Source organism: Variovorax sp., from assembly GCF_035634955.1.
Lineage (GTDB): Bacteria > Pseudomonadota > Gammaproteobacteria > Burkholderiales > Burkholderiaceae_C > Variovorax.
Window position 1 is genome coordinate 221,082 of record NZ_DASQBZ010000021.1, and the last position, 14,265, is coordinate 235,346.

Sequence of the window (14,265 nt, forward strand, 5' to 3'; positions counted from 1 at the left end):
ACGCCCCGACCATCGTCCGATGAAGCACATCGCCTACGTTTCCTGCGCCGAAAGCGGCGAGCTGCGCGTCTACGAACTCGATCGCAGCGGCCGGCTGCACGAACTGCAGTGCCTCGCCCCCGGCGGCATGCTCATGCCCATCGCCATCCGGCCGGACCGGCAGCGCCTGTACGTGGCGCGACGCTCCGAACCGCTGGCGGTGGTGGCCCACGCGATCGACCCGGCCGATGGCCGGCTGACGCCCCTGGGCGAGGCGCCGCTGGCGCACAGCATGGCCAGCCTGAGCGTGGACCGCAGCGGCCGCTGGCTGTTGAGCGCCAGCTACGGCGGCCACCTGATCGCGGTGAACCCGCTCGACGCGGACGGCCGGCCCGCGGCGCCGACGCAGAGCATCGCAACCGGACCGAACGCGCACTGCATCCTGGCCGACGCCAGCAACCACCACGTCTACGCCACCAGCCTCGGCGGCGGCGTGATCGGCCATTGGCGCTTCGACGCCGGCAGCGGCATGCTCACGCCCGACCCGGACCAGCCCACATTGGCCCTGCATGCCGGCAGCGGCCCGCGGCACTTCGTCTTTTCGTCCGATGCGCGCTTCGCCTACCTGCTCGGCGAGCTGGACGCATCCGTCACCGTGCTCGAGGTCGCGTCCGGCAGCGGCCGCCTGACGCCGGTGCAGACGATCTCCGCCCTGCCCGACGTGTTCCAGGGCAAGCCCTGGGCAGCCGACCTGCACCTCACGCCCGACGGCCGGCACCTCTACACCAGCGAACGCACCGGCAGCCAGCTTGCGATCTTCGCGGTGGACCCGGTCAGCGGCCGCCTGACGCTGCGCGGCCACCAGGGCACCGAAGCGCAGCCGCGCGGCTTTGCCATCGACCCCGAAGGGCGATTCCTGGTGGCGACGGGCCAGTTGTCGCACCATGCGAGCAGCTACTCGATCGATCCCGACAGTGGCGCGCTGGCCCTGGTGGACCGCGTCGCCACCGGCGGCGACCCCAACTGGGTCGAGATCATTCCAATCGACACCTAGAACCAGACTGCTTCCGAGCCCCACGACATGGCCGAGACCGCCGCATCCACCCCGCCCGCGACCGCCGCGCCGCTGCACATCCTCATGCATCCGGACGACAACGTCGCCATCGTCGCCAATGACGGAGGGCTGCCGGCCGGTACGGTGTTCCCGTCAGGCCTGGCGCTCATCGAGAAGGTGCCCCAGGCGCACAAGGTCGCGCTGGTGGACATTCCCGAAGGCGGCGCGGTGCTGCGCTATGGCGTCGTCATCGGCGAGGCACTCAAGCCGCTGCCCGCGGGAAGCTGGGTGCACGAGCGGCTGCTGCGCATGCCCGAAGCGCGCTCGCTCGAAGGCTTGCCGGTGGCCACCGTGAAGCCCGCGCCGCAGGCACCCCTGTCGGGCTACACCTTCGAGGGTTTTCGCAATCCCGACGGATCGGTCGGCACGCGCAACATCCTGGCCATCACGCAGACGGTGCAATGCGTCGCCGGCGTCACCGACTTCGCCGTGCAGCGCATCAAGGCGGAACTGCTGCCCAGGTACCCCAACGTCGATGACGTCGTGGCGCTGGAACACACCTACGGCTGCGGCGTCGCCATCGACGCGCCCGACGCCGTCATCCCGATCCGCACGCTGCGCAACATCAGCCTGAACCCGAACTTCGGCGGCGAGGTCATGGTGATCAGCCTGGGCTGCGAGAAGCTCCAGCCCGAGCGCCTGCTGCCCCCGGGCACGATCCCGCTGGTGGACGAGCGCAACGTGGCCGACATCGGCGCCTCTGCCGAGAACCAGCTGGACGTGGTGTGCCTGCAGGACGAGGCGCACGTGGGCTTCATGTCGATGGTCGAGTCGATCCTGCGCCAGGCCGAGGAACACCTCGAGCGCCTCAACGCCCGCCGCCGCGAGACCGTGCCGGCGAGCGAGCTGGTGGTCGGCGTGCAATGCGGCGGCAGCGATGCCTTCTCCGGCGTCACCGCCAATCCCGCGGTGGGCTTCTGCACCGACCTGCTGGTGCGCGCCGGCGCCACGGTCATGTTCTCGGAGGTGACCGAGGTGCGCGACGGCATCGACCAGCTCACCGCCCGCGCCGCGACGCCGGAGGTGGCCGAGGCGATGATCCGCGAGATGGCCTGGTACGACGCGTACCTGCAGCGCGGGCGCGTCGACCGCAGCGCCAACACCACCCCGGGCAACAAGAAGGGCGGACTGTCCAACATCGTCGAGAAGGCCATGGGCTCGATCGTCAAGAGCGGCTCGGTGCCGATCTCGGGCGTGGTGCCGCCGGGCGAGAAAGCCAGGAGCAAGGGCCTGCTGTATGCCGCCACGCCGGCGTCGGATTTCATCTGCGGCACGCTGCAGCTGGCCGCCGGCATGAACCTGCACGTGTTCACCACCGGCCGCGGCACGCCGTACGGCCTGGCCGAGGTGCCGGTGATCAAGGTGGCCACGCGCAGCGACCTGGCGCGGCGCTGGCACGACCTGATGGACGTCAACGCCGGACGCATCGCCGACGGCCAGGCCACCATCGAGGAAGTGGGCTGGGAGCTGTTCCGCCTGATGCTGGACGTGGCCAGCGGCCGCAGGAAGACGTGGGCCGAGCAATGGAAGTTGCACAACGCCCTGGTCCTTTTCAACCCGGCGCCGGTGACCTGACCGCGCCTGAACAGTGCAGGCCCGCGATTGCGAGCCACCCCGACGAAAGGAAACGACGCATGAAGGATCTCCAAGGCAAGACCGCGCTGGTCACCGGCGCCAGCACCGGCATCGGCGCCGCCGTGGCCGCCGGCTTCGCGGCGCACGGCATGCGCGTGGCCGTGCACTACAACAGCTCTGCCGACGCCGCCCACAAGGTCGTGGCCGACATCGCCGCGGCCGGCGGCGATGCGTTCGCGCTGCAAGGCGACGTGCGCGACACGGCCGCCATCGCGCGCGTGGTGCAAGAGGCCCATTCCCGCCTCGGCAGCATCGACGTGCTGGTGAACAATGCCGGCGGCCTGGTCAAGCGCGTGCCCATCGGCGAGATGCCCGACGCACTGTTCGACGAGGTGCTGCATCTCAATGCCCGGTCGGTGCTGGCGTTCTGCCGGGAAGCGGTGCCGCACATGCGCAGCCGCGGCCAGGGCGGCAGCATCATCAACGTGAGCTCGGTCGCCGCGCGGCACGGCGGCGGCCCGGGCGCCTATCTCTATGCCGGCGCCAAGGGCTTCGTGAGCACCGCCACCCGCGGGTTGGCCAAGGAACTCGTGGGCGATCGCATCCGTGTCAACGCGGTCGCGCCGGGCGTGATCCAGACGCCCTTCCACGACCAGTTCTCGACCCCGCAGATGCTCGAGTCCTTCCGCGCCACCATTCCGATGGGCCGCATCGGCACGCCAGACGAGTGCGTCGGCGCGTTCCTGTTCCTGGCCTCCGAGGCGCTGTCCGGCTACGTGACCGGGCAGATCCTGGAGGTCAACGGCGGGCAGTACATGCCCTGAGCGCCAGGCGGGTGCTCCCGTCGAACCATCGCAAAAAAAGGAGACTCCACATGCAACGTCGCACCCTCATCACCGGCGCCATCGCCGCTTCCGTCGCCACCTTCGGACTGCCGGCGCTGGCGCAAGGCAACTGGCCCACCGGCAAGCCCATCAACTACATGGTGCCCTTCCCGGCCGGCGGCACGACCGACGTGCTGGCCCGCCTGATCGCCCAGAAGCTGGGCCCGGCGCTCGGCGCCACCGTGGTGGTCGAGAACCGCGGCGGCGCCGGCGGCAGCGTCGGCTCCGAAGTGGCCTCGCGGGCGGCGCCCGACGGGTACACGCTGCTGGGCGGCACGGTCAGCTCGCACGCCATCAACGTCAGCCTTTACGCCAAGATCGGCTACGACCCGATCAAGTCGTTCGCGCCGGTGACGCTCATCGGCACCAATCCGACGGTGCTGGTGGTGCCGGCCAGCAGCCCGTACAAGACGCTCAAGGACATCGTCGCGGCGAGCAAGGCCAAGCCCGGCGGCCTGTCCTCCGCCTCGGCCGGCATCGGAACTTCGCAGCACCTGTCGCTGGAACTGCTGGCCTACAAGTCGGGCGTGAAGTTCAACCACGTGCCGTACAAGGGCAGCGGCCCTGCCATCCAGGACGTCATCGGAGGGCAGGTCGACATGATGTTCGACACCACCGTCGTGGCCGCCCCGCACATCCAGAGCGGCAAGCTGCGCGCCATCGCGGTCACGTCGCCCAAGCGGCTCGACTCGATGCCCGACGTGCCCACCGTGGCGGAGTCGGGCATTCCGGGACTGGCGGACTATTCGGTGCTGTCGTGGCAGGCCATCTTCGTGCCGGCCGGCACGCCGGCGCCGATCATCGACCGCCTGCATGCCGAGATCCGCAAGATCCTGGCCGAGCCGGAGATGCAGGACAAGCTCAAGGGTTTCGGCATGGCGCCGGCCGACATGAGCACCGCCGAGATCGCGGCCTTCCAGAAAGCCGAGGTCGAGAAATGGGCGCAGGTGATCAAGGCCGCGGGCATCAAGGCCGAGTGACCGACGGGGCGCCGCACCCGCCCGGGCCCACGACCCTAGAATCGCAGGCCCCGACTTCTCGCCGCGAGGCCGCGCCCTTGAGCTTTTCCGAACGCCTGTCCGTCTCGTCACAGCACCTGCTGCCCAAGCAGGCGCTGACTTCCTTCGCGGGCTGGGTCGCTGGCCGCCCGCACCGGCTGACGCCGTGGGTGATCGCGCGGTTCATCGAGAAATACCGGGTCGACATGGGCGAGGCGCTCGATTCCGATCCGACGCACTACGCCACCTTCAACGACTTCTTCACCCGCGCGCTCAAGCCGGGCATGCGGCCGATCGCCGACGCCGCGCTGGTGTCGCCGGTGGACGGCGCCATCAGCCAGTTCGGCGAGATCGACAACGACCAGATCTTCCAGGCCAAGGGCCACCACTACACGACGACCGCGCTGGTGGGCGGCGACGCCCGCCTGGCGGCGCAGTTCGCGCACGGCAGCTTTGCCACGCTGTACCTGAGCCCGCGCGACTACCACCGCATCCACATGCCGTGCGACGGCCGGCTGCTGCGGATGATCCACGTGCCGGGCTCGCTGTTCTCGGTCAACCCGGCCACCGCCCGCGGCGTGCGCGGCCTGTTCGCGCGCAACGAGCGCGTGGTGTGCGTGTTCGAGTCGGCGCACGGCCCGTTCGTGCTGGTGCTGGTCGGTGCCACGATCGTCGGCAGCATGGCAACTGTCTGGCACGGCGTGATCAACGCCCCGCGCGTTGCGCAGGTGCGCGAATGGCGCTACGACGACGAGCGCATTGCACTCCGGCGCGGCGAGGAGATGGGCCGGTTCCTGCTCGGCTCGACCGTGGTCATGCTGTTTCCCCCGCCCCGGCTGGCGTTCAACCCGGCCTGGCAGCCCGGCGGCGCGGTGCGCCTGGGCGAGGTCATGGTGCCGGCCTGGGCACCGCGCTCCGCCTGAGGCGGAGGCGGGCCACTGACGGCCGACCTTCCCTCGGAAGCCGCGGCCTGCCTGTCTTTGCAGCTACAAAAGTCGTAGCAGCAGCAGACCTTTCGCGCTATAGTCGCCGGCCCGCCGATGCACCGGTGCGCTGGTGCACGAGGGGGAGCGGCCCAGCCAAAACCACAGACAGCAGTTGCCGAGGAGACTCGACGCGAATGAGCACGAAGGAAACCGCGGCCATCAGCCAGCTGCTGGCGCTGCTCGAGGCCCGCTATGCCATGAGAGTGCTGTGGGCCTTGCGCGACGGCCACGCCCAGACGTTCCGGCTGCTGCAGGACAGCGTCGGCGGCGTGACGCCCAACACGCTCAACACCCGCATCAAGGAACTGCGCGAGGCCGGCATCCTGTCGCATGGCGGCGAGGGCTACTGCCTCACCGCCAGCGGCCTCGACCTGCTCAAGCGGCTGTCCGACCTCCAGGCCTTCGCCGTGCGTTGGCAGCAAGGCCAGGCGCGCAAGACGGCACCCGCGGTCAACCCGCCGCAGGCCGCGCCGGCGGCGTGAAGCAGGTTTGGGACAATCCCGTCCTTCGGTGGCGCCGTCGCCCCGGCGGCCTCCGGGCCGCCGCGCGGCCCGGCCGCGCCAGGGGCTTAGACTTGCCCGTTCAGCCGTTTTCCGAATTTTTCCGTAGCCATCTCAAGGACACATGACCATGCAAACAGCTCCCTCCGGCCTGCAATACGAAGACACGACCGTCGGCAGCGGTGACGAAGCCCGCCCCGGCCAGCAGGTCCAAGTGCATTACACCGGCTGGCTCTACAACAACGGCGTGCAAGGCGCCAAGTTCGACTCCAGCCGCGACCGCAACGACCCGTTCGTCTTCGCGCTGGGTGCCGGCCAGGTCATCCGCGGCTGGGATGAGGGAGTGGCCGGCATGAAGGTCGGCGGCCAGCGTACGCTCGTCATTCCGGCCGAACTGGGCTATGGCAGCCGCGGCGCAGGCGGCGTGATTCCGCCGAACGCGACGCTCAAGTTCGACGTCGAACTGCTGGCCGTGCGCTGAGCGTGGCTTGATATCCGGCGCCGCGGCGCCAAACTTGAAGAACAACAGCGGCCTACGGGCCGCTTTTTTCTCCGTTTCACGGGCGAATGCCCCTTGAAGTTGGCGCCCGCGCCCATACTTGAAGTGGCAATTGTCCCCCATTCAACCATTGCCTGACATTTCTGCCCGCCAATCGATGATGTCCGACCGACCCGACCCCGCCCAAAACCCGCTCCCCCAGGACGACCAGAACGAGCGCTCGCCGTTCGCCGACATGAGCCCGGAGGAACAAGAGGCCGCGCAGGCCGCCAACGAGGCCGAGTTGCAGGCAGCGCTCGCCAGCCTGCAGGAGGAAGTGGCCGCATTGCAGGCCAAGAACGCCGAACTGACCGACCAGGTCATGCGGACCCAGGCCGACATGCAGAACACCCGCCGCCGCGCCGAAGAGGAAGCGAGCAAGGCGCGCAAGTTCGCCATCGAGGCCTTTGCCGAGTCCCTGCTGCCGGTCACCGACAGCCTCGAGGCCGGTCTCGCGGTCCAGGACGGCACGGTCGAGCAGATCCGCGAGGGCGCCGAGGCCACCTTGCGCCAGCTCAAGAGCGCCATGGAGCGCAACAAGGTGCTCGAGATCGCGCCGGCGGCCGGCGACAAGTTCGACCCCAACCTGCACCAGGCGATCTCGGTGGTGCCGGCGCCCGGCCAGGAGCCCAACACCGTCGTGGGCCTGCTGCAGAAGGGCTTCACCATCGCCGAGCGGGTGCTGCGCCCGGCGCTGGTCACCGTCAGCGCGCCCAACTAATCGCCGCCGCACACATATTCACAGCCCACCCCCAAGTCATCCCTTGAATCCGACCGGGTTATCCACAAGTTCGACACAAGAAATTCTCTAGGAATCAGGAGCATCACAACATGGCCAAAATCATCGGCATCGACCTCGGCACCACCAACTCTTGCGTGGCGATCATGGAGGGCAACACGACCCGCGTGATCGAGAACTCCGAAGGCGCGCGCACCACCCCTTCGATCATTGCCTACCAGGAAGACGGCGAAGTGCTGGTCGGCGCCTCGGCCAAGCGCCAGGCGGTGACCAACCCCAAGAACACGCTGTACGCCGTCAAGCGCCTGATCGGCCGCAAGTTCGAGGAAAAGGAAGTGCAGAAGGACATCGACCTGATGCCCTACACCATCTCCAAGGCCGACAACGGCGACGCCTGGGTCGAGGTGCGCGGCAAGAAGCTGGCACCGCCGCAGATCAGCGCCGAGGTGCTGCGCAAGATGAAGAAGACCGCCGAGGACTACCTGGGCGAGCCGGTCACCGAGGCCGTCATCACCGTGCCGGCGTACTTCAACGACAGCCAGCGCCAGGCCACCAAGGACGCCGGCCGCATCGCCGGCCTGGACGTCAAGCGCATCATCAACGAGCCGACCGCGGCAGCGCTGGCCTTCGGCCTGGACAAGCAGGACAAGGCCGACCGCAAGATCGCCGTGTATGACCTGGGTGGCGGCACGTTCGACATCTCGATCATCGAGATCGCGGACGTCGACGGCGAAAAGCAGTTCGAGGTGCTCTCGACCAACGGCGACACCTTCCTCGGCGGCGAGGACTTCGACCAGCGCGTGATCGACTACATCATTGCCGAGTTCAAGAAGGAACAGGGCGTCGACCTGTCCAAGGACGTGCTGGCGCTCCAGCGCCTGAAGGAAGCGGCCGAGAAGGCCAAGATCGAGCTGTCCAACAGCGCGGCGACCGACATCAACCTGCCCTACATCACGGCGGACGCGTCGGGCCCCAAGCACCTGAACATCAAGCTGACCCGCGCCAAGCTGGAAAGCCTGGTCGACGAACTGATCGAGCGCACCATCGCCCCTTGCCGCACCGCCATCAAGGATGCCGGCGTGTCGGTCAACGACATCAGCGACGTCATCCTGGTCGGCGGCATGTCGCGCATGCCGAAGGTGCAGGAGAAGGTCAAGGAGTTCTTCGGCAAGGAGCCGCGCAAGGACGTCAACCCCGACGAGGCCGTGGCCGTCGGCGCCGCCATCCAGGGCCAGGTGCTCTCGGGTGACCGCAAGGACGTGCTGCTGCTCGACGTCACGCCGCTGTCCCTGGGCATCGAGACCATGGGCGGCGTGATGACGAAGATGATCACCAAGAACACGACCATCCCGACCAAGTTCGCGCAGACCTTCTCCACCGCCGACGACAACCAGCCGGCCGTGACGATCAAGGTCTTCCAGGGCGAGCGCGAGGTCGCGGCAGGCAACAAGCTGCTGGGCGAGTTCAACCTGGAAGGCATTCCGCCGGCAGCGCGCGGCACGCCGCAGATCGAGGTGAGCTTCGACATCGACGCCAACGGCATCCTGCACGTGGGCGCCAAGGACAAGGGCACGGGCAAGGAAAACAAGATCACCATCAAGGCGAACTCCGGCCTGTCCGAGGAAGAGATCCAGAACATGGTCAAGGACGCCGAGCTCAATGCGGCCGAAGACAAGAAGAAGGTCGAGCTCGCACAGGCGCGCAACCAGGGCGAAGCCATGGTCCACAGCGTGAGGAAGTCGCTCGGCGAGCATGGAGACAAGCTCGATGCCTCCGAGAAGGAAGGCATCGAGTCGGCGATCAAGACGCTCGAGGACGCGCTCAAGGGCGATGACAAGGCGGCCATCGAAGAGAAGACCACGGCGCTGATCACGGCCAGCCAGAAGCTGGGCGAGAAGATGTACGCCGACCAGGGCGGCGCTGCGGCGGCGGCCCAGGCGGCGGCTGGCGGCGGCGGCGACTCCGGCTCGGGCCCGGCGGGCGGCGACGACAACGTGGTCGACGCCGAAGTCAAGGAAGTGAAGAAGGACTGATCCCGGTCCCATTCGAAGGCTGGACCACCGCTGCCGGTGGCCAGCCTTTTTCCGTTTCCGGGCAAGCACGGCACCCATCACGCGATCGACCATGGCAACCAAACGCGACTACTACGAAATCCTCGGTGTTCCCAAGAACGCCAGCGACGACGAACTCAAGAAGGCCTATCGCAAGCTGGCGATGAAGCACCACCCCGACCGCAACCACGGCGACGGGGCGAAGGAATCGGAGGCCAAGTTCAAGGAGGCCAAGGAGGCCTACGAAATGCTGTCCGACCCGCAGAAGCGGGCCGCCTATGACCAGTATGGCCATGCGGGCGTGGACCCGAACATGCGCGGCCCCGGCGCGGAAGGCTTCGGCGGCTTCGCCGAGGCCTTCGGCGACATCTTCGGCGACGTGTTCGGTGGCGGCGCTGGACGCGGCCGCGGCGGCCGGCAGGTGTATCGCGGCAACGACCTGAGCTACGCCATGGAGATCACGCTGGAAGAGGCGGCCGACGGCAAGGACGCGCAGATCCGCATTCCCAGCTGGGACGAATGCGGCACCTGTCACGGCAGCGGCGCCAAGCCGGGCACCAAGCCGATCGTGTGCACCACATGCCACGGCCAGGGCGCGGTGCAGATGCGGCAGGGCTTCTTCAGCGTGCAGCAGACCTGCCCGCAGTGCCGGGGCACCGGCAAGATCATTCCCGAGCCCTGCGCCACGTGCCACGGCCAGGGCAAGATCAAGAACAACAAGACGCTCGAGGTGAAGATCCCCGCCGGCATCGACGACGGCATGCGCATCCGCTCCACCGGCAACGGCGAACCGGGCACCAACGGCGGCCCGCCCGGGGACCTGTACATCGAGATCCGCCTCAAGAAGCACGAGAGCTTCGAGCGCGACGGCGACGACCTGCACTGCGTCGTGCCGGTCAGCATGACGACCGCCGCGCTGGGCGGCGAGATCGAGGTGCCCACGCTCAAGGGCAACGCCGCCATCGACATTCCCGAAGGCACGCAGGGTGGCAAGCAGTTCCGGCTGCGCGGCAAAGGCATCAAGGGCGTGCGCTCGAGCTACCCCGGCGACCTGTATTGCCACGTGCGTGTCGAGACGCCGGTCAAGCTCACCGAGTACCAGCGCAAGCTGCTCAAGGATCTCGACGATTCGCTCAAGAAGGGCGGCGGCAAGCACAGCCCCAATGACAAGGGCTGGCTGGACAAGGCCAAGGAATTCTTCAGCTAGGCCAGCCGCCTGGCGATCAGGCGCAGGATCTCGGCGAACACCGCCTGCCCACGCGCCCGGGAGAAGTCCAGCACGTGGCTGACGCGGTAGTACGGGCTCAGGTCGAGCCCGACGCCGACGCCCGCGATCGCAATGTCTCCAAGCTGCTCGTGGCGGGCCACCACGTCCTGCAGGTGGTGGTCGAGGTAGTGATCGTCATTGGCCAGCGCGGTGGCGCTGTCCATGGGCGAGCCGTCCGACACCACCAGCACCAGCCTGCGCGACTCGGGCCTGGCTGCCAGGCGCGCGCATGCCCACTCGAGTGCCTCGCCGTCGATGCCTTCGCGAAACAGGTCCGGCTTGAGCAACGCCGCCATTGACGGCCGTGCGCGGCGCCAGCTTGCATCCGCATCCTTGAAGACGATGTGGCGGCGCTCGTTGAGGCGCCCCGGATGCGCCGGCCGCCCCTCGCGCTGCCACTCGCGCAGCGCGCGGCCGCCGTTCCACGCGCCGGTAGTGAAGCCCAGCACCTCGCAGGCGACGCCGGCCTGCTCCAGCGCACGCGCCAGCACGTCGGCGAGCATGGCCACCGATTCGGCATGCGCCTTCATCGAGCCCGAGCAGTCGATCAGCAAGGTGACCGCGCAATCGGCGCGTGGCTCGTACCGCTCGGTCCGGAACAGCCGGCGCTCGGTTGGCTTGGCCACCAGTTGCGAAAGCCGTCTGCCGTCGATTCGCCCTTCTTCCTGGCCGCTGTCCCAGTCGTCGGCTTCGGGGTGCGACAGCAGGCCTTGCAACGCCCGCGCCAGGCGCCCGATGTTGACGGCCTGGGCGGCCACGCGCCGGTCGAGTTGCTCGCGCAACTGGGCGAGCAACGCCGGGCGCACCAGCGAGGCGGCCGCCAGTTCCTGGTCGTAGGCCCGTGTGAAGACGCGGTAGCCGGCGCCCTCACCTTCCATCAGCACGCTGCGGCCCGAGGCCGCACTGGCGAACTGCTCCACCACTTCGCGCTCCATGTCCTGGACCAGGCTGAAGACGCTCAGGCGCTCGTCCTTCGCACCGTCCTGTTCCGGCTGGTCCTGCGCGTCGTCCGCGGACACGAGCATGCCGGCCACGACGGCCGCGACGGACCGCGCGTGCTGCGCATAGGCAGCCTGTTCATGCCGGTGGCGGCGCATGCCGGCGAGGTCGTGGCCCAGGCGCGGCGCCAGCGCGAAGCGCGTGGCTTCCATCAGGTCTTCGGTCAGTTCGAGCACCGGCTCTGCGCACACGCGCGAGCGGCTGATCTGCGCCACCGTGTAGAGGATCAGCCCGCGCACCGTATCCGTGTGGCCCTGGTGGTGGTAGGCCAGCGACCAGGCCTCGTTGCGGTGGCGCAGGTTCTGCCGCATGCCGGGCATGTCGGGCGGCGCCAGCGACTCGACGCGAAACTGCTCGAGCATCTCGAAGATCATCCGTTCGAGCGGATCGGCCGGGCGCAGGCTGTCGTGCAGCGCAGCGTCCGAGCGCGTGAGCCGCAGCGCCAGCCCGTCGGCAGCGCCGCGGAACGACGAGAAGTCATCCTGCCCCGGCGTCGGATGCAGGTGCGGGGCGAACCATGGCACCGGCATGCGGCCGCGGTGCAACCGCTGCCCGCGGAAATGCAGCGAGGCGTCCCCGCACCAAGCCCGCAGCAGGCCGGCGCACAGGTCGCTTGTCCGCTCCTGTTGCTGGCGCTCGTTCACGGCATCGCTCAGGACGCGGCCATCTGCTGCGATTCGGCCAGTTCCTGGTCGAAGCAACGCTGGAAGTACTCGGCCACGAGCGCGCGCTCGGCGTCGTCGCACTTGTTGAGGAACGACAGTCGGAACGCAAGCGCGACGTCGCCGAAGATTTCCAGGTTCTCGGCCCAGGTGATCACCGTGCGCGGCGACATCAAGGTCGACAGGTCGCCGGCTGCGAAGCCCTTGCGCGTGAGTTCGGCCAGCGCCACCATGGCATCGACCCGGGCATGCCCGGCAGCGTCCGCCATCGACGGCACGCGCGCCTGCACGATGGCGATCTCCTCCTCGCGCGGCAGGTAGTCGAGCGAGGCGACGATGTTCCAGCGGTCGATCTGCGCATGGTTCAGGCGCTGCGCCCCGTGATAGAGCCCGTTGAGGTTGCCCAGGCCCACCGTGTTGGCGGTGGCGAACAGGCGAAAGCTGGCGTGCGGCCGGATCACCCGGTTCTGGTCCAGCAGGGTGAAATGCCCGTCGCGCTCGAGGATGCGCTGGATCACGAACATCACGTCCGGCCGGCCGGCATCGTATTCGTCGAACACCAGCGCCACCGGACGCTGAAGCGCCCAAGGCACGATGCCCTCCTGGAACTCGGTCACCTGCCTGCCTTCGCGCAGCACGACCGCATCACGACCGACAAGGTCGAGCCGGCTGACGTGGCCGTCCAGGTTGAGCCGCACGCAAGGCCAGTTCAACCGGGCCGCCACCTGTTCGATGTGGCTGGACTTGCCGGTGCCGTGCAGCCCCTGGACCATGACGCGCCGATTGCGCATGAAGCCCGCCAGGATGGCGAGCGTCACGTCCGGGTTGAAACGGTAGGCCGGGTCGATCTCCGGCACATGGTCCTCGCGCTCGGCGAAGGCGGCTACTTCGAGCGTGCTGGGGAATCCGAACACGTCGCACACGCGCAGCATGCGCTGCGGTTGAAGGGAAGCGAGATCAGTCACGGCCGGTGCGGTCCTACGAAAAGGGTGAGATTGAAGCGGGCTCAGGCGTCGCCGTCCTCGGCGTCGCGGCCATCCGGGGCGTGTTCGCCGGCACGCTGGGCGGCATCGGCCTCGACACGCGCGAGCGCCTCCACCGCCTGGCGCAGTGCCGGCAGCAGTTGCTCGGCGCGCGCCCGGTCGAGCCGTACCAGCGGCGCCTGCACGGCAACGCACAAGTTCGACAGGCCGCCGTGAGGCGCGGGGACCAGCATCGCGATGCACAGCAAGCCCGGCAGGAATTCCTCGTTGTCCAGCGCGAAGCCCTGCGCCTTTACCTGGGCGATCTCGGCCTCGAACTGCTCCATCGACGTGAGCGTCTGCGGCGTGTAGGCCTCCAGGGCGCCGGCGGCGAGCAACCGGGCGCGCTGCGCCTGGCCCATCTGCGCCAGGAACACCTTGCCGCTGGCCGAGCAGTGGACCGGCACGCGCGAGCCGGGGTGCAGGTAGAAACGCAGCGGAGCCGCCGTTTCCACCCGGTCCAGGTACACAACCTCGCCGCCCGACAGCGCCGTCAGGTTGCAGCTTTCGCCCACCTGCTCGACCAGCTTGCGCAGCACCGCATGGCGTGCGCCGTGCAAGCTGTCGTTGAGCAGCAGGCTCTCGGCCAGCCGGCGCAGGCGCGAGCCCATGCTGTAGAGGCGCCCGCCGTCCTCTCGCTGCAGCAGGCCGCCGGCCTCCAGTTGCTGCAGCATGCGGTGCACGGTGGGCTTGGGCAGGCCGATCTGGTCGACCAGGCCCTGCAAGGAATAGCGACGGTCGCGCGCGGCGATGGTCTCGAGCAGCGAGAAAAGGCGCAGCGCCGGCGTGTCGGCGCCGGTGACGCCGGCTTCGGCTTGGGCGCGGGGCAAGGATGACATGGCACGCATCATAGAGAAATTCCATTTATCAGTACACCAGGTACCGTTTTTCGGAATTTCCGTTGACCCACGTGGAAGTGAGGCCTATAGTCGGCCGGCGTCTCACGAAATT

General features: G+C 68.4%; 13 protein-coding genes. 10 read left to right on the top strand and 3 right to left on the bottom strand.

Features of this window, described 5'->3' with window-relative positions:
* Window positions 1-19: 19 nt before the first annotated feature.
* The 10 genes from VES41_RS11845 to dnaJ all read left to right on the top strand — a co-directional run bounded on the left by VES41_RS11845 (window position 20) and on the right by dnaJ (window position 10,571).
* Entirely contained in the window at window positions 20-1,033 is a 1,014-nt protein-coding gene (locus VES41_RS11845; protein ID WP_324816830.1) for a lactonase family protein, read from the top strand.
* 27 nt (window positions 1,034-1,060) lie between these two features.
* Entirely contained in the window at window positions 1,061-2,668 is a 1,608-nt protein-coding gene (gene garD / locus VES41_RS11850) for a galactarate dehydratase (RefSeq protein ID WP_324816833.1), read from the top strand.
* 59 nt (window positions 2,669-2,727) lie between these two features.
* Window positions 2,728-3,492, top strand: coding sequence for a glucose 1-dehydrogenase (locus tag VES41_RS11855; protein WP_324816835.1), 765 nt, complete (start codon window positions 2,728-2,730; stop codon window positions 3,490-3,492).
* 50 nt (window positions 3,493-3,542) lie between these two features.
* Entirely contained in the window at window positions 3,543-4,532 is a 990-nt protein-coding gene (locus VES41_RS11860; protein WP_324816838.1) for a tripartite tricarboxylate transporter substrate binding protein, read from the top strand.
* A 77-nt stretch (window positions 4,533-4,609) separates the two neighbouring features.
* Window positions 4,610-5,473, top strand: coding sequence for an archaetidylserine decarboxylase (gene asd / locus VES41_RS11865; protein ID WP_324816840.1), 864 nt, complete (start codon window positions 4,610-4,612; stop codon window positions 5,471-5,473).
* A gap of 197 nt (window positions 5,474-5,670) precedes the next feature.
* Window positions 5,671-6,018 (top strand): winged helix-turn-helix transcriptional regulator, encoded by a 348-nt coding sequence (locus tag VES41_RS11870; RefSeq protein WP_324816843.1) that lies wholly within the window; start codon window positions 5,671-5,673, stop codon window positions 6,016-6,018.
* 148 nt (window positions 6,019-6,166) lie between these two features.
* The gene (locus VES41_RS11875) at window positions 6,167-6,517 is read left to right on the top strand and encodes an FKBP-type peptidyl-prolyl cis-trans isomerase (RefSeq protein ID WP_324816846.1); all 351 of its coding nucleotides are present in this window, start codon (window positions 6,167-6,169) and stop codon (window positions 6,515-6,517) included.
* Between the two features lie 178 nt (window positions 6,518-6,695).
* Window positions 6,696-7,295 carry a nucleotide exchange factor GrpE gene (gene grpE, locus VES41_RS11880; RefSeq protein WP_324816848.1) on the top strand — a complete coding sequence of 200 codons (600 nt, stop codon included), beginning with the start codon at window positions 6,696-6,698 and terminating at the stop codon, window positions 7,293-7,295.
* A 47-nt stretch (window positions 7,296-7,342) separates the two neighbouring features.
* On the top strand, window positions 7,343-9,346 hold the full coding sequence (gene dnaK, locus VES41_RS11885; RefSeq protein ID WP_324817034.1) for a molecular chaperone DnaK: 2,004 nt from the start codon (window positions 7,343-7,345) through the stop codon (window positions 9,344-9,346).
* A gap of 91 nt (window positions 9,347-9,437) precedes the next feature.
* Complete coding sequence (gene dnaJ / locus VES41_RS11890; protein ID WP_324816851.1) at window positions 9,438-10,571, top strand: molecular chaperone DnaJ; 1,134 nt, start codon at window positions 9,438-9,440, stop codon at window positions 10,569-10,571.
* Here dnaJ and VES41_RS11895 read toward each other — a convergent pair.
* Genes VES41_RS11895 through VES41_RS11905 form a run of 3 tightly spaced genes read right to left on the bottom strand, consistent with a single transcriptional unit; the run spans window position 10,568 to window position 14,153 of the window.
* Window positions 10,568-12,274 carry a cobaltochelatase CobT-related protein gene (locus VES41_RS11895; RefSeq protein WP_324816854.1) on the bottom strand — a complete coding sequence of 569 codons (1,707 nt, stop codon included), beginning with the start codon at window positions 12,272-12,274 and terminating at the stop codon, window positions 10,568-10,570. The genes dnaJ and VES41_RS11895 overlap by 4 nt on opposite strands.
* Window positions 12,275-12,282: 8 nt before the next feature.
* A complete protein-coding gene (locus VES41_RS11900; protein ID WP_324816857.1) occupies window positions 12,283-13,257 on the bottom strand; it encodes an AAA family ATPase in 975 nt (324 codons plus the stop codon).
* 41 nt (window positions 13,258-13,298) lie between these two features.
* On the bottom strand, window positions 13,299-14,153 hold the full coding sequence (locus VES41_RS11905) for an IclR family transcriptional regulator (RefSeq protein WP_324816859.1): 855 nt from the start codon (window positions 14,151-14,153) through the stop codon (window positions 13,299-13,301).
* Window positions 14,154-14,265: the final 112 nt, after the last annotated feature.